Origin of the sequence: Mycobacterium sp. E1386, from assembly GCF_001672745.1 — a bacterium.
Lineage (GTDB): Bacteria > Actinomycetota > Actinomycetes > Mycobacteriales > Mycobacteriaceae > Mycobacterium.
In genome coordinates this window covers 1-20,691 of sequence record NZ_LZKH01000080.1, presented here as the reverse complement: position 1 = coordinate 20,691, position 20,691 = coordinate 1, and the positions used below count along the sequence as shown (strand labels likewise).

The window sequence follows — 20,691 nt, the reverse complement described above, 5'->3', positions numbered from 1 at the left end:
CACAGCCGGCTGTCCATGAAGCTGCCCAACCGTTTCGGCGCGTCCAGGAAGTCCAGCGCGTTGCGCGACGGCGGGGTGTCCACCACCACCAGGTCCCAACGATCCTCGGCCAGTAGCTGGCCCAGCTTCTCCATCGCCATGTATTCCTGCGTGCCGGCCAGCGAGCTGGCGACCGTCTGATAGAACTGGTTGTCCAGAATCGCTTGCGCCCGGCCGTTTCCGGAGTACTGGACCACCATTTCGTCGAACGTGCGGCGCATGTCGAGCATCATCGCGTGCAACTCGCCGCGAACCTCGGGCGCCAGGGGCACCCGCTGCGGGGTGTTGCCGAGGTCGTTCACCCCCAGTGCCTGGGCCAGCCGCTTGGCCGGGTCGATCGTCAAAACGCATACGTTGCGGCCGTATTCGGCAGCGCGCAACGCCATCGCGGCCGCGGTGGTGGTCTTGCCTACCCCGCCGGCGCCGCAGCACACCACCACCCGGTTGGTCGTGTCGGCCAAGATCGAGGCCATATCAAGCCTATTCGGCGTGGTACTCATCGAACCCCCTGCTGTGCAAGCGATTCCGAAAGCTCATAGAGGCTTCCGAGGTCGACGCCATCGGAGATCGCCGGCAATTCCAGCCGGGGCACCTGCAGCGCGTCCAGTTGCTGGGCGATCTCGGCCCGCGCGGCGATCACCGTCGCATGCTCGATGGTCTCGGTCAGCAGTCCGGCGAACTCGGTGTCGTTCAGCTTGATCCCCGCCATTTCCAGTCCGGCCCGCACCGAGTCCGCGTCGACGTGCCCCTCCGCGGCCTTGGCCAGGTCCGCGGGCTGCAGATAGGACGCGATGTTGCGATTCACGATCACGCTGCCGATCGGCAGCTCCATCTCGGCGAGCTCCTCGATGGCTTCCAGGGTTTCCTGCACCGGCAACGCCTCCAGCAGGGTGACCAGGTGGATGGCCGTCTGCTCGGAGTGCAGCAGCTTCACCACGCCTTCACTCTGCGAGTGCACCGGTCCGCCCTTGGCCAGATCCGACACGGCCTTGGTGACGTCCAGGAAGCGGGCGATCCGCCCCGTCGGGGGTGCGTCGACGACTACCGCGTCGTAGACGGGCAGCCGGTTCTTGTCGACCCGCACCACCGATTCCTTGATCTTTCCGGTGAGCAGCACGTCGCGCAGGCCCGGCGCGATCGTCGTGGCGAACTCGATGGCCCCAATGCGCCGCATCGCCCGCCCGGCGATGCCGAGGTTGTAGAACATGTCCAGGTATTCCAGGAACGCGGCCTCGATGTCGATGGCCAGCGCGTTGACCTGACCGCCGCGTTCGGCGGTCGCGATCTTGACCTCCTGGTAGGGCAGCGGCGGGACGTCGAAGAGTTGCGCAATGCCTTGGCGCCCTTCGACTTCCACGAGAAGGACCTTGCGTCCGCCGGCTGCCAGGGTCAGTGCCAGTGCGGCCGCTATCGTCGACTTGCCCGTACCGCCTTTGCCGGTGACGAAATGCAGGCGGGCCTTGGAGAGCCGCGCCGGCCAGCCGACGGCGCTACCGCCGCTCGATGTGTTTGCCACCTTCGCATGCTAGCCCGACCGGCGTCCGGCCCCCGGGCAGGCCGGAGCCGTTCACATCCGACCGATAAGCTCGCGCCATGAGCCAACCGACCGCATGGGAATACGTCACCGTCCCGCTGCTCACCCACGCCACCAAACAGATTCTCGACCAGTGGGGCGCCGACGGCTGGGAGTTGGTGTCCGTACTGCCCGGGCCAACCGGTGAGCAACACGTCGCGTATTTGAAGCGTCCCAAGTAGATGACTGCCTCCACCCGGCTCGCGGAACTCGGGGTCGCGCTTCCCGAGGTGGTGGCGCCGCTGGCCGCCTATGTGCCCGCGGTGCGGACCGGCAACCTGGTGTACACCGCGGGCCAGCTGCCGCTGCAGGCGGGACAGCTCGCCGGAACCGGCAAGGTGGGTGCGCAGGTCAGCCCGGAAGAAGGCAAGGCGATGGCGCGGATCTGCGCGCTCAACGCCCTCGCGGCCGTCGATTCGCTGGTCGGCATCGACGCGGTGACCCGGGTGGTCAAGGTCGTCGGCTTCGTCGCCTCCGCGCCGGGGTTCAACGGCCAGCCCAGCGTCGTCAACGGCGCTTCGGAACTGCTCGCCGAGGTGTTCGGCGAGGAGGGCGCACACGCGCGGTCGGCCGTCGGCGTTTCCGAGCTGCCCCTGGATGCGCCGGTCGAAGTGGAGCTGATCGTGGAGGTCGGCTCGCGACCGTGACCGACGCGCCCGAGCCGCCGAGCCATCCCGCATACGGCACGCTGCGGGCGGTGACCGAGACTGCCTCGGTTCTGTTGGCCGACAACCCCGGGTTGCTGACGCTCGAGGGCACCAACACCTGGGTGTTGCGCGGCAAGGGCAGCGACGAATTGGTCGTGGTGGATCCCGGGCCCGACGACGACGAGCACATCGCCCGGGTCGCCGAGTTGGGCCGTATCACGCTGGTGCTCATCAGTCACCGGCACGGCGATCACACCGACGGCATCGACAAGCTGGTCGAGCGGACCGGCGCGACGGTGCGGTCGGCGGGCAGCGGGTTCCTGCGCGGCCTCGGCGGTCACCTCACCGATGGCGAGGTCATCGACGCGGCCGGCCTCAAGATCAGAGTGATGGCCACGCCGGGCCACACCGCCGACTCGTTCTCGTTCGTGCTGGAGGACGCCGTCCTTACCGCCGACAGCGTGCTGGGCCGCGGCACCGCCGTCATTGACTCCGAAGACGGCAGCCTGGCCGACTACCTGGAATCGTTGCGGCGCTTACGTGGTCTGGGGCGGCGTACGGTGCTGCCCGGCCACGGGCCCGACCTGCCCGACCTGGAGGCCGTCGCGTCCGGCTACCTGGTGCACCGGCACGAACGGCTGGAACAGGTGCGCGCGGCGTTGCGGCACATCGGCGACGACGCCACCGCGCGCCAAGTCGTCGAACACGTCTATGTGGACGTCGACGAGAAACTCTGGGACGCGGCCGAATGGTCCGTTCAGGCGCAGCTGGACTATTTGCGGCGCTGAACTCGCGCCGAAATCCACGCTAGCGCGGAAAAGTTCGAGTGAACGCGTCGATAACGTCGATCCGACGCAATTCGCGCGCTCCGCGCGCGCTTACCTCGCTCGGCGGGCGAGCCTTTCGGAGTCCGAAATCAGCACACTCTTGCCTTCCAGACGGATCCACCCGCGGTGGGCGAAATCGGCCAGCGCCTTGTTCACCGTCTCCCGGGACGCCCCCACCAGCTGGGCGATCTCCTCCTGGGTCAGGTCGTGGGTGACACGCATGGCGCCACCCTCCTGGGTGCCGAACCGCTGGGCGAGCTGCAGCAGCTGCTTGGCCACCCGGCCCGGCACGTCGGTGAAGATGAGGTCGGCCAGATTGTTGTTGGTGCGGCGCAGCCGCCGGGCGAGCACCCGCAGCAGCTGCTCGGCGATCTCGGGACGGTCGGCGATCCACGCCCGCAGCGCATCGCGGTCCATCGACACGGCCCGCACCTCGGTGATCGTGGTCGCGCTGGAAGTCCTTGGGCCGGGGTCGAAAATAGACAACTCGCCGAACATGTCCGACGGGCCCATGATCGTCAGCAGGTTCTCCCGGCCATCGGGCGAGCGACGGCCGATCTTGACCTTCCCCGAGACGATGATGTACAGCCGATCACCCGGCTCGCCTTCGGCGAAGACCGTGTGCCCACGGGGAAAGTCGACGGGTTGCAGCTGCTTGGTCAGCGCGGCGACCGCGCCGGGCTCAACCCCTTGGAAGATTCCTGCCCTTGCCAGGATCTCGTCCACGTTGCCTCTTCAGCTTTCCAATGATTTGTGTACGGGCAGGTTAATCCCTTGCTCGCGTGATGAGTCTAGCGGTAGGACATTTTGTCCAACGTGCAACGCTACACACGATTGACGTGTCGAGTGGCCTTAAACTGCGGATTGATGTGCGAATGCGCCTGTATTCGCGTCGGCAATGTCAGCTCGGCATGGTCAATGAAGCTGGCGGCGAACGACGGCGCCGCATGCCGCGGCCCGGCCGTCAGCCCGGCCAACGCCGCCTCGGCAACTTCCCGGGCCTCGCGCCGGTGCAGAAATTCCAGCGCCTCCGGCATGCCCTCACGGGCCAGGGTGCGCACGTCGACAATCTCGGCGTGCTCGAAAAGCTCGGTGACAGCGAGCATGGTGACGTCCTCACGGGCGAGCCCCCGTTCGAGCCGCCCCAAGCCGAGCGCCGCCAACATCAGCAACGCCGGAACGCAGGCCACCAGCAACCACGACACAAGGAGAGTAAACAGGCACTTCAATCAACACGAGGTCTCGGCGAGATCACGAAATCAGTACTCTGTCGTAGGTGACAGCGGCAAAGTCGTCCGGACGCTCGAAGTCCACGTCGGTCCCATCGGGCGGTGTCGACGCGCGGCGCTGGTCTGAGGAGACGCGGGTCGGCTTGGTGCGGCGGGCCCGCAGGATGAATCGGGCGCTGGCGCAGGCGTTTCCGGACGCGCACTGCGAGCTGGACTTCACCACGCCGCTCGAGCTGACCGTCGCCACGATCCTTTCGGCGCAGAGCACGGACAAGCGGGTGAACCTGACGACGCCGGCCTTGTTCAAGCGGTACCCCACGGCGCTGGACTACGCGCAGGCGGACCGTGACGAACTGGAAAACCTGATCCGTCCGACGGGGTTCTTCCGCAACAAGGCGACCTCACTCATCGGCCTCGGGCAGGCGCTGGTCGAACGGTTCGACGGCGAGGTGCCTGCCACGATGGAGGAACTGGTCACGCTGCCCGGAGTCGGCCGCAAGACCGCCAACGTCATCCTGGGCAACGCCTTTGGCGTCCCCGGTATCACGGTCGACACCCATTTCGCGCGGCTGCTGCACAGGTGGCGCTGGACCAGCGACAAGGACCCGGTGAAGATCGAGCGCGCGGCCGGTGAACTGATCGAACGCAGCGAGTGGACCATGTTGAGCCACCGCGTGATCTTCCACGGCCGCCGGGTGTGCCACGCGCGCAAGCCGGCCTGCGGTGTGTGCGTGGTGGCCAAGGACTGCCCCTCCTTCGGCCTCGGGCCCACCGAACCGCTGCTGGCCGCGCCCCTGGTGCGGGGGCCGGAAACCGAGCACTTGCTGGCCCTGGCCGGCCTGTAGGCGCCCACCACCTTGACGCGGACCACGCGCTGGACCATCGCGATCCTCGCGGTGGTGGCGGCGCTGGCGGCGGCCCTGGTCGCCCAGCTGCGCGACGAGTCGGGGCCGGCCCCGAAGCCCGGCACGGCCGTCAGCCCGCCCGACCGCGAACACCGCGACGCCGACACGCCTGCCGCGCTGGCGGGTCCGCGGCAGCGGGCCGATCTGGCGCCCTGTCCGGCCGCCGGCGACGGCCCCGGCCCCCCTGCGCTGCGCGGTGTCACGGCCGAGTGCGCCGCCGACGGTTCGGCCGTCGACGTCGCCCGCGCGCTGGCGGGGCGGCGGGTGGTCCTCAACTTATGGGCGTATTGGTGCGCGCCGTGTGCGGCCGAACTGCCCGCGATGGCCGAGTATCAACGGCGAGCCGGGTCCGACGTGATGGTGGTGACGGTGCATCAGGACGAGAACGAGACGGCCGCGTTGCTGCGGCTCGCCGAACTGGGCGTTCGGCTGCCGACCCTGCAGGACGGTCGCCGGCGGGTCGCGGCGGCCCTGGGTGTGGTAAACGTGATGCCCGCGACGGTGGTTCTGCGCCCGGACGGTAGCGTTGCCCAGATGCTGCCGCGGGCCTTCGACAGCGCCGACGAGATCGCCGCCGCGGTCGGAAATGACAAGGGATAAGCCGAAAATTGGACCGACTGGAGCGCCCCGTGAACGTCGGGGGTACGCCCCCGCCCGCGGGAGGTGGTCACCCCACCCGTGCGCGCGGGACGCTTGAGCTGAGCCCCGACGCCTCCCCGTCGTGGCTGCGCCCCCTGGTCGACAACGTCGAGCGGATGCCGGACGCGTACCGGCGCCGGCTGCCGGCCGACGTGCTGGCGATGATCACCGGCAAGGCGGTGTCGGCGTTGCGCGGCAGCGGGCGCGAAGCCGCTGTCTTGGTGCTGTTCTCGGGCCCGGAGTCCGCGCCGGCCGACGGCGGCGTCCCCGACGACGCCGACCTCCTGGTCACCGTGCGGGCCTCGACCTTGCGCCACCACGCCGGCCAGGCGGCGTTTCCCGGCGGCGCCTCCGATCCCACCGATGACGGTCCGGTGGCCACCGCCTTGCGTGAAGCCCAGGAGGAAACCGGGATCGACGTGTCGCGGTTGCATCCCCTGGTCACGATGGAGCGCACGTTCATTGCGCCGTCGCGGTTCCACGTCGTCCCGGTGCTGGCCTACTCGCCGGATCCCGGTCCGGTGGCCGTCGTCAACGAGGCCGAAACAGCGATCGTGGCGCGAGTTCCGTTGCGCGCCTTCATCAACCCGGCCAACCGGCTGATGGTCTACCGGGGCGACCTCGGCCGCCGGTGGGCCGGACCGGCGTTTCTGCTGAACGAGATGCTGGTCTGGGGATTCACTGGCCAGGTGATCTGTGCGATGCTCGACGTCGCCGGCTGGGCCCAGCCCTGGGACACCACCGACGTCCGCGAATTGGACGCGGCGATGGCGCTGGTCGGCGAGCAGGGCGGTCCCCCCCGATGAACATGAACTCGATGACCCCGTCACAGTGGCTTGACGTGGCCGTGCTGTCGGTCGCCTTCATCGCGGCCGTATCGGGCTGGCGTTCCGGCGCGGTGGGGTCGCTGTTCTCGTTCGTGGGTGTGTTGCTCGGCGCGATCGCGGGCGTGCTGCTGGCGCCCCACCTCGTCAGCCACATCGCCGCGCCCCGCGCGAAGCTGTTCGCCGCCCTCTTTTTGATCCTGGCGCTGGTCGTCGTCGGCGAGGTCGCGGGCGTGGTGCTGGGGAGGGCGGTTCGCGGCGCGATCCGCAGCCGCACCATCCGGACGGTCGACTCGTTCATCGGGGTGGGCGTGCAGCTCGTGGTGGTGTTGACCGCGGCGTGGTTGTTGGCGACGCCGCTCACCCAGTCCAAGGACCAGCCCGAGCTGGCCGCCGCGGTGCGCGGCTCGCGAGTGCTGGCCCAGGTCAACGAGGTTGCCCCGCCGTGGCTGAAGACGGTGCCCAAGCGGTTGTCGGCCCTGCTGAACACCTCCGGCCTGCCCGCGGTGCTGGAGCCGTTCAGCCGGACTCCGGTGATTCCGGTCGCCTCGCCCGACCCCGCGTTGGCCAACAATCCGGTGGTGCAGGCCACCGCGCCCAGCGTCGTCAAGGTGCGCAGCCTGGCGCCGAGCTGCCAGAAAGTGTTGGAGGGCAGCGGTTTTGTGATCGCGCCCGACCGGGTGATGACCAATGCGCACGTGGTGGCCGGTTCCAACAGCGTGCAGATCTACGCGAGCGGCAGTCCCCTGGACGCCACCGTGGTGTCCTACGATCCGTCGGTCGACATCGCCATCCTCGCCGTCCCCAACCTGCCGCCGAAGCCGTTGGCCTTCGCTTCGGGCGAGGCGAAAACGGGCACAAGCGTTGTGGTGCTGGGATATCCGGGGGGTGGTAACTTCACCGCGACCCCCGCGCGCATCCGCGAGGTCATCAAACTCAGCGGCCCCGACATCTACCGCGACCCCGCGCCGGTCACCCGCGACGTCTACACCATCAGAGCCAATGTGGAGCAAGGTAATTCGGGGGGGCCGTTGATCGACCTGAACGGCCAGGTGCTCGGTGTGGTGTTCGGCGCCGCGGTCGACGATCCCGACACCGGCTTCGTTTTGACGGCCGACGAGGTGAATGGTCAGCTCGCCAAGATCGGCGACACCCAGCAGGTGACCACGGGGGCCTGCGTCAGCTGACCACGTAGTCGATGAATTTCATCAAGTGTCGGTTGATTTCCTCGGGCACCTCTTCGTGGCTGAAATGCCCTGCGCCATCGATGGATACGTAACGTCCCTGCGGGGCGTAACGCTGCGTCCGGTTGACCGGGTCGGCCAGGACGTAGGGATCGGAGTCGCCGCGCAGGTGTAGCAGCGGCACGCTGAGCTGCCGACACATCGATTTCATGAAGCGGCGGCCTTCGTCGCGCAGCTGACTACGCACCGCCCAGCGCTGGTATTCCAGTGCGCAGTGCGCCGCCGACGGAATCTGGATGGCCATCCGCAGGTAACCGATGGATTCCGAAAAGTCCTCGGAGGCAAGCCACTTGGGGCAGCTGCGGCTGCGGACCACGCGTTCGATCTCCGCGGCGTTGTCGCGGGTCAGCAGCCGCTCCGGCCAAATCGGCACTTGATAGCGCAGCAACGTCGGCAACAGTGCATACCCCTGGTCGCGCCGGGTCAGCGTCGACCGGCGCAGCGCCGCCGGGTGCGGCGAGCTGATCAGCGCGATGGCCGAAACCAATCGCGCGTGCAGCAGCGCGGTGGCCCAGCAGGCCAGGCCGCCGTCGGCGTGGCCGACCAGCGTCGCCGACGAATGTCCCAGCGCCCGAATGAGGCCGGCGGTGTCGCCGGCCAGCGTCCAGCCGTCGTAGCCGCGGGGCGGCTTATCGCTGCCGCCGTAACCGCGCAGGTCGACCGCGACCACCCGCGCCCCGGTCAGTCCCCGCAATTGATGACGCCACGACCACCAAAACGAACCGAAACCGTGCAGCAGCATCACCAGCGGCCGGGCAGTGGGTGGTGCGGTCGTGTCCGCGCCGGTGGGTAGGGCCTCGACGACGTGGAACCGGATGCCGTTGGCGTGCACGTCCAAATGGCGCCACGGCCCGTCGATGCGGGTTACCGACGGATCCGGCGGGGCCATTTACCAGCCCGATGGATCGGTTTCGGGCTTTTCGTGCCTGCCGCGCTCGGCGAGCTGCTTGGGGGCGCCCTGCGCCTTGTCGTGGCCCGGGGTGAGCGCGGTGCGTGTCTCCTTGACCGATTCGATCGTCTCCCGCGGTCCCCGGATCCGGCGCACCTTGAGGAAGCCCAGCAGGGCCAGTAGCGCCCCGACCACTACCTGGACCCCGAACACGATCAGGAACGCCACCCAGCGCCACAGCCAGGTGTCGAGCAGTTCGGCGACGAAGAAGAAGAAAAAGAACGTGGAGTAGAACAGCACCACCAGCGCGGCGATGAAGAAGACACTGCCGGTCAAGCCCTTTTTGACGTCCCGGGTGATCTCCGCGCGGGCCAGTTCGACCTCGGCGCGCACCAGCGTGGAGACCTGCGTGGTCGCGTCCTTGATCAGGTCACCGATCGACGGCTCGGCCGGCCGGGCGTGCGGATCGGTCAGGGGGATCGTGGTCAGGGTGCTGGGCACACCGTTCTTGCCATCGGGTTTGCTCACAGACGGTCCCCTCTTTCGTCACTGCCCGGCGCTGTCGTCGCGGTTCATGTTGCCATGCGGCGCCATGCCAGACGAGGCCAGCCGAAGGCGGCGGGCGGCCCGGCGCCTGTCGGAGGTTGACCGGCGGCGTCGCGAGGGTGTTCAACCAGATGCCCAGGCGCACGGTTTCCAAACTTCTACGGTGTCAGCGGGCCGGAGTTCCGGCGGCCGCGCTGGGCACGGTCAACGGGCCACCGGCCGACTAGACTGATCAGGCCGGTCCGGATTCCGGCCTGTCGATGGGAGTTTCTGTGCAGACGGCGCACCGGTACTTCGTGGCGGCCATGGCGGCAGTGCTCCTGGCCCTGTTGGGCTGCCCCGCTCGCGCCGCGGCCGCCGATGTCAGGATCCCGATGGGCGGCGGCGCCGGCATCGTCATCAACGGGGACACCATGTGCACCCTGACGACCATCGGGGGAGATGCCGCCGGTGAGTTGATCGGTTTCACCTCCGCGCACTGCGGCGGTCCGGGCGCGCAGGTCGCCGCCGAGGGCGCCGAGAACGCCGGCGTCCTGGGCACCATGGTGGCCGGCAACGACAACCTCGACTACGCCGTCATCAAGTTCGATCCCGCCAAGGTGACGCCGACGGCCAACTACAACGGCTTCGCGATCAATGGCCTCGGCCCGGACCCGGCCTTCGGTGAGATCGCCTGCAAGCAAGGCCGGACCACCGGAAACTCGTGCGGCGTCACCTGGGGGCCCGGTCAGGACCCGGGCACCATCGTCATGCAGGTCTGCGGCCAGCCGGGGGACTCCGGGGCGCCGGTGACCGTGAACAACCTGCTGGTCGGCATGATCCACGGGGCGTTCAGTGACAACCTGCCGACCTGCGTCATCAAGTACATTCCGCTGCACACGCCGGCGGTGGTCCAGTCGTTCAACGCGGTCCTGGCCGACATCAACGCCAAGCACCGGCCCGGTGCCGGGTTCACGCCGCTACCGGCCTGAGCCGGCCTGAGGTGGCTACTTCGCGGCTTGGATCGCGTCGAAGACGCTGGCGTCGAGCAGCGTCGACGTGTCACCCAGCTCGCGGTTTTCGGCGATGTCGCGCAGGAGCCTGCGCATGATCTTGCCGCTGCGGGTCTTGGGCAGCTCCGGCACCACGTGAATCTCACGTGGCTTGGCGATCGGCGAGATCTCCCGGGCCACCTCGGCGCGCAGCTCGTCGACGACCCCGTCGTGCACCTCGTACTCGGCGCACAAGACGACGAACGCGCAGACGGCTTGGCCCGTGGTCTCGTCGGTCTTCGCGACCACCGCGGCCTCGGCCACCCCGTAGTGGCCGACCAGCGCCGACTCCAGTTCGGCACTCGAGAGCCGATGCCCGGAAACGTTCATCACGTCGTCGATGCGGCCCACCACCCAGATGGCGCCGTCGCGGTCGTAATAGGCACTGTCGCCCGCGAAGTACCAGCCCTGCTCGGCGAACCTGGACCAGTAGGTCTCGACGTATCGCTCGGGATCACCCCAGATGCCGCGGAGCATGGACGGCCAGGGTTGATCCAGGACCAGGTAGCCGGTGACGTGTTCGCCCTTGTGGATGCCCGGCACCAGCTCGTCGCCGTGGTCGTCGACGATCTTGGCCGAGATGCCCGGCAGCGGCCGCATCGCCGAGCCCGGTTTGGCCGCGGCCACCCCGGGCAGCGGGGAGATCATCGCCGCGCCCGTTTCGGTCTGCCACCAGGTGTCCACGATCGGAAGGCGCTCGGCGCCGATCACCTTGCGGTACCAGCGCCACGCCTCGGGGTTGATCGGCTCGCCCACCGTGCCCAGCAGCCGCAGACTGGACAGGTCATGGGCGTCGGGGATCTCGCGACCCCACTTCATGAAGGTCCGGATGAGCGTGGGTGCGGTGTAATAGATTGTCACCCCGTACTTTTCGATGATCTCGAAATGGCGGTGCTGGGTGGGTGAGTCGGGTGTGCCCTCGTAGAGAACCTCGGTGGCGCCGTTGGAAAGCGGGCCGTAGACACCGTAGGTGTGCCCGGTGACCCAGCCGATGTCGGCGGTGCACCAGAACACGTCGGTCTCGGGCTTGAGATCGAAGACGTAGTAGTGCGTGTAGGAGCTCTGGGCCAGGTAGCCGCCGCTGGTGTGCACGATGCCCTTGGGCTTTCCGGTGGTGCCGGAGGTGTACAGCAGGAACAGCGGCTGCTCGGCATCGAAGGGCTCCGGCGTGTGATCGGGCGACGCGGCGTCGACGACGTCGTGCCACCACAGGTCCCGATCGTCGTTCCACGACACGTCAATCCCGGTGCGCCGCACCACCAGAACGCGCTCGACGGGACTGTCGCCGTCCTCGCCCGACGCAACCGCCTCGTCGGCCGCGTCCTTCAGCGGTGCCGGCTTGCCGCGGCGGAACTGCCCGTCGCTGGTGATCAGCAATTTGGCCTGCGCATCGGCGATCCGGGCCCGCAGCGCCTTCGCGGTGAAGCCGGCGAACACCACGCTGTGCATGACCCCGAGCCGGGCGCAGGCCAGCATCGCGATCACCGCCTCCGGAATCAACGGCATGTAGATCGCGACGCGATCACCGGCGACCAGGCCCAGGCCGGTCAGCGCGTTGGCCGCCTTGCACACCTCTGCCTGCAGGTCGGCGTAGGTCAGGCTGCGGCTGTCGCCGGGCTCGCCCTCCCAGTGGATGGCGACGCGGTCGCCGTAGCCGGCCTCCACGTGGCGGTCCACGCAGTTGTAGGCGACGTTGAGCTTGCCGTCGGCGAACCACTTGGCGAAGGGCGCCTGCGACCAGTCGAGCACCTCGGTGAACGGCGTCGACCAGGAGAGCCGGTTGGCCTGCTTGGCCCAGAAGGCCAGCCGGTCCTCGTCGGCCTCGCGGTACAGTTCCTCGCCCGCGTTGGCCTGTTCGGCGAACGCCGGTGGCGGGGGATACGACGACGGGCCTACGGCGTCTGTGGCGGTCACTGGCTTCCTCCTAGTGTCGAGGCTCGTCAATCGTCAGAGAGCCTAGCCCCACAAGGTGAAAAGCGAAGGTGCAAATGACGGTCAAAGCCGGGCCCTGTAGCGGATAATCACCGGTGTGCCCGGTCACGGGCGGCGCAACCGCCGACTAGCCCCCAGCTTCACCGCGGCCGCAACGGGTTACGCGGCCACCGCCATGCTGGGGTCGCCGGCGTGGGCGATGCCGACCGACACCGCCGACGCGCCCACCCCATGCTGGTCGGATCAGATCGCCGTCGCCGCTTCGCCGACGCAGGCCGCGGTCGGCCACCGCGCGGCGACACTGGTGTTCAGCCTCGCCGGGGGCGCGGAGCCCTGCACGCTGACCGGGTATCCCGGGGTCGACTCGGGTGGGGGCGGGCCGCTCATCCATGCCCAGCCCACACCGCGCGGCTACATGGGAGGCCTGCCGGGCGGCGCCGAGGTGCCGCCCACCGTCATCCTGTCGCTGTCCACCCAGGCGCAGGCCGTCGTCGAGGGCATCGCCGTCGACGCCAACGGCGAGCCCTGCCCCACCTATACCGACCTGCTGGTCAATCCGCCGGACACCACCGTGGTGCTGACCGTGCCGGTCACCATCGACGCTTGCGCGTTGCAGGTGCACCCGGTGACGCCCGTTTGAGCGACGTCACGACTCGGCTTGCACCAAGCAGTAGACCCGCGGCGGCGTGGGGTACGCGTTGGCCTTTGTCCCCGGCGGACACTGCGTTTCGTCGGCGCTGCCGTCGATGCGCTTGTCGACCCTTAGTTTTGCGTAGCGCGCTTCACCGCAATCGGCCGGTGTCAACGTCGTCGTCTCACGCTGGCCCGTCCTCAGGTAGCAGAGCCCTTGTTTGAGGTTGGGGACAAAACACAGCGTGTGGGATTCGTTGGTGAGGCGCGAGTAGACAGAGTCGCCGCGCTTGTTGTCGGGGCACGTCGCCGTCGGCCCGCCTATGGCGGCGAGCTCATAGGTCGCCACGGGATCACCGCAGTCGGTCGGTTGGTTGAGCGAACCCATTTGGACCTCGAATTCGGTGAAGCACTGACCGATTTCGGGCATCGCGGCTCTGGCCGATGGGGTTGGCTGGGCGGTCGTGGGCGAGCCACGATCGTCGCGCGACACGGCGCGCGCAACGTGGACGAGGACGTTCAGCCCGCCCAACGTCAGCAGCACGATACCGATGGTGATCAGCGCGGTGGCGGACTTGCTCGCCGGCCGCGGTGGCTGTACCGCGGGCGGGTAACCGGGATAGGGCGGTGGAGCGGGATACGGGCCCGGATACCCGATGGCCGGTGGCGGCGGCGGATACGGGTAGCCGGGGTGGTGCGGCGGCGGGGACTGTCGACGCCTGCGCGAGCGCTCTAGAAGGCCGATGATCAGACAGACCAAGCCGACTGCGGGAAGGCCGAACGCGAAGATCAATCGGCCGGCTAGCTCAGCCGATTCGTCCGAGGCCAGATACGCGACGGTCACGACGGGATTCTAGGTTGACGAACCCGGCGCGGGCACTTCACCGACCGCCCGCGGCAGGCCCTAGGGTCGGGTGTCATGCGTCGCATGCGGGCCCTTTCCGCCGGGATGGCGGCCGCCGTGCTGTTGGCGGCCGCGTCCCTGACGGGGTGCGGCGGCGGGGCGCTGACCCCTGAGTCGGTGGTGGTGAACGGCGGTGAACCGCCGAACCCGCTGATTCCGACCGGCACGAACGACAGCCTCGGCGGGCGGATCCTGGATCGGCTGTTCGCCGGTTTGGTGTCCTACGATGCCGCAGGCAAGCCGTCGCCGGAGGTGGCGCAGTCGGTAGAGACAACCGACAACATCAACTACCGGATCATCCTCAAGCCCGGCTGGAAGTTCACCGACGGCTCACCGGTGACGGCCCATTCGTTCGTCGACGCGTGGAACTACGGGGCGCTGAGTACCAATGCCCAACTGCAACAGAGCTTTTTCAGCCCGATCGTCGGGTACGACGACGTCGCCGGACTGAGGGCAGGCGGAAAGCCGGCCCGGACCACCATGTCCGGGCTGCAAGTGGTCAACGATCTCGAGTTCGACGTGCGACTCAAGGCGCCGACCGTCGACTTCACGTTGCGGCTGGGACACAATGCGTTCTATCCGTTACCGGCCACGGCTTTTCGGGACATGGCTGCGTTCGGCCGCAACCCGGTCGGCAACGGCCCGTACGAGTTGGCGAACGGTCCCGACGGGCCGGCTTGGGAACACAACGTCAAGATCGACTTGAAACCCAACCCCGACTACCACGGCAATCGCAAACCCCACAACAAAGGCCTCAGGTTCGAGTTCTACGCCAACCTGGACACCGCCTACGCCGACCTGCTGTCCGGCAATCTCGATGTGTTGGACACGATTCCGTCCAGCGCGCTGACGATCTACCAGCGTGACCTCGGTGGCAACGCCGCAAGTGGGCCCGTCGCGGTCAGCCAATCGCTCGACACGCCATTGCGGTTGCCGCACTTCGGCGGCGAAGAAGGCCGACTGCGCCGCCTGGCGCTGTCGGCGGCCATCAACCGGCCGCAGATCTGCCAGCAGATCTTCAACGGCACCCGCAGCCCGGCCCGCGATTTCACCGCCAGCTCATTGCCCGGCTTCGATCGTAACATCCCGGGCAATACCGCATTGGACTTCAATCCCGAACGGGCACGCCAACTTTGGGCGCAAGCCAACGCGATCTCGGCCTGGAGCGGGCGGTACTCCATCGCATACAACGCCGACAGCGGCCATCAAGAGTGGGTGGACGCGGTCGCCAACAGCATCAAGAACGTGCTGGGCATCGACGCCGTCGGCGCGCCGCATCCCACCTTCGCGGGTTTCCGCACCCAGATCACCAACCGCACCATCGATACCGCGTTCCGCGCGGGCTGGATCGGTGACTACCCTTCGATGATCGAATTCCTGGCCCCGCTGTACGCCACCGGAGCGGGATCCAACGACGTCGGATACTCCAACCGGGAATTCGACGCCGGCCTGGCCGCCGCCGAGGCCGCACCAAACCTGCAGCAAGCAGATGTACTGGTCAACGAGGCTCAACGAATCCTGTTGCACGACATGCCCGCCGTGCCGCTGTGGTACTACATCGCGGTGGTCGGATGGTCGCCACAGGTCGGTAGCGTCAAGCTCACCTGGAACGGTCTGCCCGACTACGAGAACATCGTTAAGGCTTGACCGATGGGTTGGTACATCGCGCGCCGCATCGCCATCATGGTGCCCGTCTTCCTCGGCGCCACGCTGCTGATCTACGGCATGGTCTTCCTGTTGCCCGGTGACCCGGTGGCCGCGATCGCCGGGGACCGCCCGCTCACCCCCGAGGTCGCCGCGCAATTGCGGGCCCGCTACCACCTCGATGATCCGTTCCTCGTGCAGTACCTGCGCTACCTCGGCGGCGTGCTGCACGGCGACTTGGGCCGGTCCTACTCCGGGCTGCCGGTGAGTGACGTTCTCGCACATGCCTTTCCAGTGACGGTGCGGCTGGCGCTGATAGCCCTGGCCGTCGAGGCGGTGCTGGGCATCGGGTTCGGCGTGATCGCCGGACTGCGCACGGGGGGAGTCTTCGATTCCACCGTCCTGATCGCCGGACTCGTCATCATCGCGATCCCCATCTTCGTCCTGGGGTTCCTGGCCCAGTTCGTTTTCGGGGTGAGGTTGGGGATCGCGCCGGTCACCGTGGGGGAGCGGTCGACGTTTGGGCGTCTGCTGCTACCGGGCATCGTGCTGGGCTCGGTGTCGTTCGCCTACGTGGTGCGGCTGACCCGATCCGCGGTGGCCGCGAACGCGCACGCCGACTATGTCCGCACGGCCACCGCCAAGGGGTTGTCCCGGCCCCGCGTGGTGACGGTGCACATTCTGCGGAATTCGCTGATCCCGGTGGTCACGTTCCTGGGTGCCGACCTGGGCGCGCTGATGGGTGGAGCCATTGTGACGGAAGGCATCTTCAACATCCACGGCGTCGGCGGTGTGCTGTATCAGGCCGTCACCCGACAGGAGGCGCCGACCGTGGTGTCGATAGTGACGGTGCTGGTGCTGATTTACCTGATCACCAATCTGGCCGTGGACCTGCTGTACGCCGTCCTGGATCCCAGGATCCGGTATGGCTGAGCGATCGGGCTTTTGGCGCGACACGTGGCGCGGGCTGCGCGGCCGCCCGAAGTTCGTCGTCGCCGGCCTGCTGATCCTGCTCATCGTTGCGGTCGCGATGTTTCCGGCCTTGTTCACCGGCGCCGACCCCACCTACGCCGACCCCGGCCAGAGCCTCCTCCCGCCTTCGCGCGCGCACTGGTTCGGCACCGACCTGCAGGGCCACGACGTCTACGCCCGCACCGTCTACGGCGCGCGGGCGTCGGTCACCGTCGGCTTGGGCGCCGCCCTGGTCGTGTTCGTCGTCGGCGGGGCGCTCGGCGCCCTGGCCGGCTTCTACGGCGGCTGGATCGACGCGGTGGTATCCCGCATCAGCGACGTGTTCTTCGGACTGCCGCTGCTGCTGGCCGCCATCGTGCTCATGCAGGTCATGCACCACCGCACGGTATGGACCGTGATCGCCATCCTCGCCTTGTTCGGCTGGCCGCAGGTGGCCCGCATCGCGCGCGGATCGGTGCTCGCGGTGCGCACCAGTGACTACGTGCTCGCGGCGAAAGCGTTGGGGCTGAGCCGCTTTCAGATCCTGCTGCGTCATGCGGTGCCCAACGCCCTTGGCCCGGTCATCGCGATGGCCACCATCGCCCTGGGAGTTTTCATCGTCACCGAGGCCACGCTGTCCTACCTGGGCGTCGGACTGCCCACGTCGGTGGTGTCCTGGGGCGGCGACATCAACCTCGACCAGACGCGGCTGCGGGCGGGCTCGCCCATCCTGTTCTATCCCGCCGGTGCGCTGGCGGCCACGGTGCTGGCCTTCATGATGATGGGCGACGCGCTGCGCGACGCCCTCGACCCGGCGTCTCGAGCGTGGCGGCCATGAACGACATGCCGCTGCTGTCCGTCGAGGGCCTCAAAGTCAGTTTCGGTGATCACGCCGCCGTCCGCGGCGTCGACCTCACCGTCTTGCCCGGCCACACGGTCGCGGTGGTGGGCGAATCGGGATCGGGGAAATCCACCACGGCGGCGGCGATCCTCGGGCTACTTCCTCCCGGCGGCCGAATTACCGCCGGGCGCATCGTCTTCGACGGATCCGACATCGCCAGGGCCGACCGCCGGACGTTGCGCTCCATCCGGGGCCGCGAGATCGGTTACATACCCCAAGACCCGATGACCAACCTCAACCCGGTCTGGAAGGTCGGCTTCCAGGTGTCGGAAGCGTTGCGGGCCAACACCTCCGACCGGCAGACGCGGCGGCGTGCCGTGGAGCTGCTCGCGCAGGCGGGCATGCCGGACCCGGCGAAACAAGCGGCCCGCTATCCCCACCAGCTGTCCGGCGGCATGTGTCAACGGGCCCTGATCGCGATCGGGTTGGCGGGGCGGCCGAGGCTGCTGATCGCCGACGAGCCGACCTCCGCGCTGGACGTCACCGTCCAGCGCCAGGTGCTCGACCACCTGCAGGGGCTCACCGCGGAACTCGGCACCGCGCTGCTGTTGATCACCCACGACCTGGCACTGGCCGCCGAACGCGCCGAGTCCGTCGTCGTGATGCGCGAGGGCGTCGTGGTGGAATCCGGTGCGGCGCGGTCGATCTTGCGGGACCCGCAGCACGAGTACACCCGGCGGCTGGTGGCCGCGGCGCCGTCGCTGACGGTCAAAATCCCGGCCCGGCCCCGCCCGGCGGATCGTGGGCCGTCCGACGACATCCTGGTCGCCTCTGAGCTGACCAAGGTCTACCGCGAGTCGCGCGGCGCGCCGTGGCGGCGAGCGGAATTCCGCGCCGTAGACGGGGTTTCGTTCCGGCTGCGGCGGGCGAGCACGCTGGCGATCGCCGGGGAGTCGGGTTCGGGCAAGTCCACCCTGGCGCAGATGGTGCTCGGCCTCCTGCCGGCGAGCTCGGGCACGGTCGTCTTCGACGGCATCCGCATCGACGACGCGCTGAGCCGGGACCAGCAATTGGCCTTCCGGCGGCGGGTGCAGCCGGTCTTCCAAAACCCTTACAGCAGCCTGGATCCCATGCACACGGTTTTTCGCGCCATCGAGGAACCGCTGCGCATACACCGGCTCGGCGACCGCGGGCAGCGCGAGCGAGCGGTGCGCGAACTCGTCGACCAGGTCGCGCTGCCGTCATCGGTTTTGGGCCGGCTGCCCCGTGAGCTGTCGGGTGGCCAACGGCAGCGGGTCGCGATCGCCCGGGCGCTGGCGCTGCGGCCCGAGGTGCTGGTCTGCGACGAGGCGGTCTCCGCGCTCGACGTCTTGGTGCAGGCGCAGATCCTGGATCTGCTGGCCGAGCTGCAGACCGAGCTGGGCCTCACTTACCTGTTCATCAGCCACGACCTGGCGGTGATCCGGCAGATCGCCGACGACGTCCTGGTGATGCGCGCCGGTCGGGTGGTGGAGCAGGCCCCCACCGACGAGCTGTTCACCCGGGCCCGGCACGAATACACCCGCCGGCTGCTGGAGGCCATCCCGCACGCACCGACATCCGATCGTTGAAGCCGGGATAGGTTGGCAACCTGTGACGGCTGATCCACTGGCTCCGTTGATGGAGTTGCCGGGCGTGGCCGAGGCCAGCGACCGGGCCCGGGACGCGCTCGGCCGCGCCCATCGGCACCGGGCCAACCTGCGCGGATGGCCGGTGACCGCCGCCGAAGCGGCGTTGCGGGCGGCCCGCGCCTCGTCGGTGCTCGACGGTGGTCCGGTCCGGTTGGAAGACCTCGCGGACGCCGGGACCGTCAGTGATCCGGTGTTCGGCGGGGCGCTGCGGGTGGCGCAGGCGCTCGAAGGCGGCGAGGGCCCGCTGGTCGGGATTTGGCGGCGGGCGCCGCTGCAGGCGCTGGCCCGCTTGCACGTGCTGGCGGCGGCCGACCAGGTCGACGAGGACCGGCTGGGCCGGCCTCGCGCCGATGCCGGCGTCGGGCCGCGACTGGAGTTGCTGGCGGATTTGGTGAGCGGCGGTACCCAGGCGCCGGCGCCGGTGGTCGCCGCGGTCGCGCACGGCGAACTGCTGACGTTGCGGCCGTTCGGCAGCGCCGATGGCGTGGTCGCTCGCGCGGTGTCCCGGTTGGTGACCATCGCCAGCGGGTTGGATCCACACGGATTGGGTGTGCCCGAGGTCAGTTGGATGCGCCAGCCGGCCGACTATCGCGACGCCGCGCAAGGCTTCGCCGATGGCACGCCGGCCGGGGTGGGGGCCTGGCTGCTGCTCTGTTGCCGGGCGATGCGGGCCGGCGCGCAGGAGGCTTTGAGCATCGCCGATTCGCTGTCGAGTCGGTAGCTGAATCGGTCGCCGGCGGCCGCAGAAAGCGCTGCCGGACAATGCAAAGCGGGCGACGTCCCGAAGTATTCGGTCCGCCGCCCGCTAGCACGGAACTCGGTTACCATGCGTGCATTTCGGGGCTGCGTGGGTTGGCCTCGGCGATCTTGCGACGCTTCGGTTGCAACCCCACCCAAAGGGCCGTCGACACCATCCACATTTCGCAATTACGCAGGCCCGCAACACTTCTGCCATTATCGCGGCTATGACTCCGCGTGGGTGCCGAGCACCGTGCTGGGCGCCCGGGTCGGGAGATCGAACCTTCTCTTCCGGATCGACCTAGGCCTCACCGGGCTTCCGTGGTTCCTTTGTACTACTAGACCCTTAACGCAGCAAGGCCCAATTTTGCAAAACTTGCGAAGCTGCGCCGAAATGTGTTTGCTGTCGGCGCCCTGGTGGGACTAGAACGCGAAGCGGCGCAACAGCGAATAGGTGACCGCGCCGGCGGCCAGCGCGCTCACGCCCACCGCCGCGGTCGTTGCGATCGCCGCACCCGACGGCGCCGGGATGCGGTCGCGTAGCGACACCGGTCGCGAGAACGACAGCACGGGCCAACCGCGTTCGACGGCCTCCCGGCGCAGTCCGCGGTCGGGATTCACCACGCTGGGGTGGCCGACGGATTCGAGCATCGGCAGGTCGGTGATCGAGTCGGAGTACGCGTAGCAATGCTCCAGCGGGTAGCCCTCGCGGGCGGCCAGCTCGCGGATCGCTTGCACCTTGCCCTCGCCGTAGCAGTAGAACGCTATCTCGCCGGTGTACCGCCCGTCCTCGACGACCATGCGGGTCGCCATCGCGTGGGTGGCGCCGAGCGCCCGTGCGATCGGAGCCACGATTTCCTCGCCGGAGGCGGAGACCACCACCACGTCGCGGCCGCACAATTTGTGGGCGGCGATCAGGTCAAGTCGATCGTCAACGAAACGCTGCACGACATCGTGACGCCGCTGGTGTTCGCCGAAGCCGCGGACC

The 20,691-nt window shown here is 68.5% G+C and carries 23 protein-coding genes; 14 read left to right on the top strand and 9 right to left on the bottom strand.

From position 1 onward, the window contains the following. A partial coding sequence (locus A5709_RS09080) for an ArsA-related P-loop ATPase (RefSeq protein WP_156768000.1) occupies positions 1-539 on the bottom strand: 539 nt, incomplete at its 3' end. Beyond that, on the bottom strand, positions 536-1,555 hold the full coding sequence (locus A5709_RS09075; RefSeq protein ID WP_067949014.1) for an ArsA family ATPase: 1,020 nt from the start codon (positions 1,553-1,555) through the stop codon (positions 536-538). The genes A5709_RS09075 and A5709_RS09080, both read right to left, overlap by 4 nt. A gap of 77 nt (positions 1,556-1,632) precedes the next feature. On the opposite strand from A5709_RS09075, the gene A5709_RS27960 reads away from it, so the two are divergent. From A5709_RS27960 to A5709_RS09065, 3 genes are read left to right on the top strand one after another with little or no spacing between them, the layout of a single operon-like run. Then, positions 1,633-1,794 (top strand): DUF4177 domain-containing protein, encoded by a 162-nt coding sequence (locus tag A5709_RS27960; RefSeq protein WP_007166633.1) that lies wholly within the window; start codon positions 1,633-1,635, stop codon positions 1,792-1,794. Next, complete coding sequence (locus A5709_RS09070) at positions 1,795-2,259, top strand: RidA family protein (protein WP_067949016.1); 465 nt, start codon at positions 1,795-1,797, stop codon at positions 2,257-2,259. After that, positions 2,256-3,047, top strand: a complete 792-nt coding sequence (locus A5709_RS09065; RefSeq protein ID WP_067949017.1) for an MBL fold metallo-hydrolase — start codon at positions 2,256-2,258, stop codon at positions 3,045-3,047. Before A5709_RS09070 ends, A5709_RS09065 begins: the two co-directional genes overlap by 4 nt. 90 nt (positions 3,048-3,137) lie before the next feature. Here the strand turns inward: A5709_RS09065 and crp are convergent, their stop codons facing one another. Together crp and A5709_RS09055 are read right to left on the bottom strand one after the other, a co-directional pair. Beyond that, complete coding sequence (gene crp, locus A5709_RS09060; protein ID WP_044508824.1) at positions 3,138-3,812, bottom strand: cAMP-activated global transcriptional regulator CRP; 675 nt, start codon at positions 3,810-3,812, stop codon at positions 3,138-3,140. A 98-nt stretch (positions 3,813-3,910) separates the two neighbouring features. After that, complete coding sequence (locus tag A5709_RS09055; protein ID WP_231972155.1) at positions 3,911-4,306, bottom strand: hypothetical protein; 396 nt, start codon at positions 4,304-4,306, stop codon at positions 3,911-3,913. A 173-nt stretch (positions 4,307-4,479) separates the two neighbouring features. Here A5709_RS09055 and nth point away from each other — a divergent pair, with 173 nt between their 5' ends. Genes nth through marP form a run of 4 tightly spaced genes read left to right on the top strand, consistent with a single transcriptional unit; the run spans position 4,480 to position 7,870 of the window. Further along, positions 4,480-5,160 carry an endonuclease III gene (nth, locus tag A5709_RS09050; RefSeq protein WP_068119548.1) on the top strand — a complete coding sequence of 227 codons (681 nt, stop codon included), beginning with the start codon at positions 4,480-4,482 and terminating at the stop codon, positions 5,158-5,160. 12 nt (positions 5,161-5,172) lie between these two features. Further along, complete coding sequence (locus A5709_RS09045) at positions 5,173-5,820, top strand: TlpA disulfide reductase family protein (RefSeq protein ID WP_068119545.1); 648 nt, start codon at positions 5,173-5,175, stop codon at positions 5,818-5,820. 29 nt (positions 5,821-5,849) lie between these two features. Then, complete coding sequence (locus tag A5709_RS09040) at positions 5,850-6,665, top strand: CoA pyrophosphatase (RefSeq protein WP_067949024.1); 816 nt, start codon at positions 5,850-5,852, stop codon at positions 6,663-6,665. A gap of 11 nt (positions 6,666-6,676) precedes the next feature. Next, the gene (marP, locus tag A5709_RS09035; protein ID WP_156673418.1) at positions 6,677-7,870 is read left to right on the top strand and encodes an acid resistance serine protease MarP; all 1,194 of its coding nucleotides are present in this window, start codon (positions 6,677-6,679) and stop codon (positions 7,868-7,870) included. Here the strand turns inward: marP and A5709_RS09030 are convergent. Continuing rightward, positions 7,863-8,816, bottom strand: a complete 954-nt coding sequence (locus A5709_RS09030) for an alpha/beta fold hydrolase (protein ID WP_068012155.1) — start codon at positions 8,814-8,816, stop codon at positions 7,863-7,865. The genes marP and A5709_RS09030 overlap by 8 nt on opposite strands. Next, positions 8,817-9,344 (bottom strand): phage holin family protein, encoded by a 528-nt coding sequence (locus A5709_RS09025; RefSeq protein ID WP_067949030.1) that lies wholly within the window; start codon positions 9,342-9,344, stop codon positions 8,817-8,819. It abuts the gene before it with no gap. 290 nt (positions 9,345-9,634) lie between these two features. Here A5709_RS09025 and A5709_RS09020 point away from each other — a divergent pair, with 290 nt between their 5' ends. Beyond that, positions 9,635-10,333 (top strand): serine protease, encoded by a 699-nt coding sequence (locus A5709_RS09020; protein WP_156673417.1) that lies wholly within the window; start codon positions 9,635-9,637, stop codon positions 10,331-10,333. Between the two features lie 15 nt (positions 10,334-10,348). On the opposite strand, the gene acs is transcribed toward A5709_RS09020, so the two are convergent. Beyond that, on the bottom strand, positions 10,349-12,307 hold the full coding sequence (acs, locus tag A5709_RS09015) for an acetate--CoA ligase (protein ID WP_068012154.1): 1,959 nt from the start codon (positions 12,305-12,307) through the stop codon (positions 10,349-10,351). Between the two features lie 115 nt (positions 12,308-12,422). Here acs and A5709_RS09010 point away from each other — a divergent pair, with 115 nt between their 5' ends. Further along, entirely contained in the window at positions 12,423-12,965 is a 543-nt protein-coding gene (locus A5709_RS09010) for a DUF4232 domain-containing protein (protein ID WP_197501091.1), read from the top strand. Positions 12,966-12,971: 6 nt separating this feature from the next. Here the strand turns inward: A5709_RS09010 and A5709_RS09005 are convergent, their stop codons facing one another. Further along, on the bottom strand, positions 12,972-13,799 hold the full coding sequence (locus A5709_RS09005) for a hypothetical protein (protein WP_067949034.1): 828 nt from the start codon (positions 13,797-13,799) through the stop codon (positions 12,972-12,974). A 75-nt stretch (positions 13,800-13,874) separates the two neighbouring features. Between A5709_RS09005 and A5709_RS09000 the strand changes: the two genes are divergently transcribed. Genes A5709_RS09000 through A5709_RS08980 form a run of 5 tightly spaced genes read left to right on the top strand, consistent with a single transcriptional unit; the run spans position 13,875 to position 19,686 of the window. Beyond that, positions 13,875-15,506 carry an ABC transporter substrate-binding protein gene (locus A5709_RS09000; protein WP_068119541.1) on the top strand — a complete coding sequence of 544 codons (1,632 nt, stop codon included), beginning with the start codon at positions 13,875-13,877 and terminating at the stop codon, positions 15,504-15,506. A gap of 3 nt (positions 15,507-15,509) precedes the next feature. Beyond that, positions 15,510-16,436, top strand: a complete 927-nt coding sequence (locus tag A5709_RS08995) for an ABC transporter permease (protein ID WP_067949038.1) — start codon at positions 15,510-15,512, stop codon at positions 16,434-16,436. Continuing rightward, positions 16,429-17,292 (top strand): ABC transporter permease, encoded by an 864-nt coding sequence (locus A5709_RS08990; protein WP_068119537.1) that lies wholly within the window; start codon positions 16,429-16,431, stop codon positions 17,290-17,292. Before A5709_RS08995 ends, A5709_RS08990 begins: the two co-directional genes overlap by 8 nt. After that, positions 17,289-18,905, top strand: coding sequence for an ABC transporter ATP-binding protein (locus A5709_RS08985; protein WP_068119551.1), 1,617 nt, complete (start codon positions 17,289-17,291; stop codon positions 18,903-18,905). The genes A5709_RS08990 and A5709_RS08985 overlap by 4 nt, the downstream gene beginning before the upstream one ends. 22 nt (positions 18,906-18,927) lie before the next feature. Next, positions 18,928-19,686, top strand: a complete 759-nt coding sequence (locus tag A5709_RS08980; RefSeq protein ID WP_068012152.1) for an oxidoreductase — start codon at positions 18,928-18,930, stop codon at positions 19,684-19,686. Positions 19,687-20,126: 440 nt separating this feature from the next. Here A5709_RS08980 and A5709_RS08975 read toward each other — a convergent pair. Further along, positions 20,127-20,691: HAD family phosphatase (locus tag A5709_RS08975; RefSeq protein WP_231972154.1), on the bottom strand; the 565-nt coding region annotated here is incomplete at its 5' end.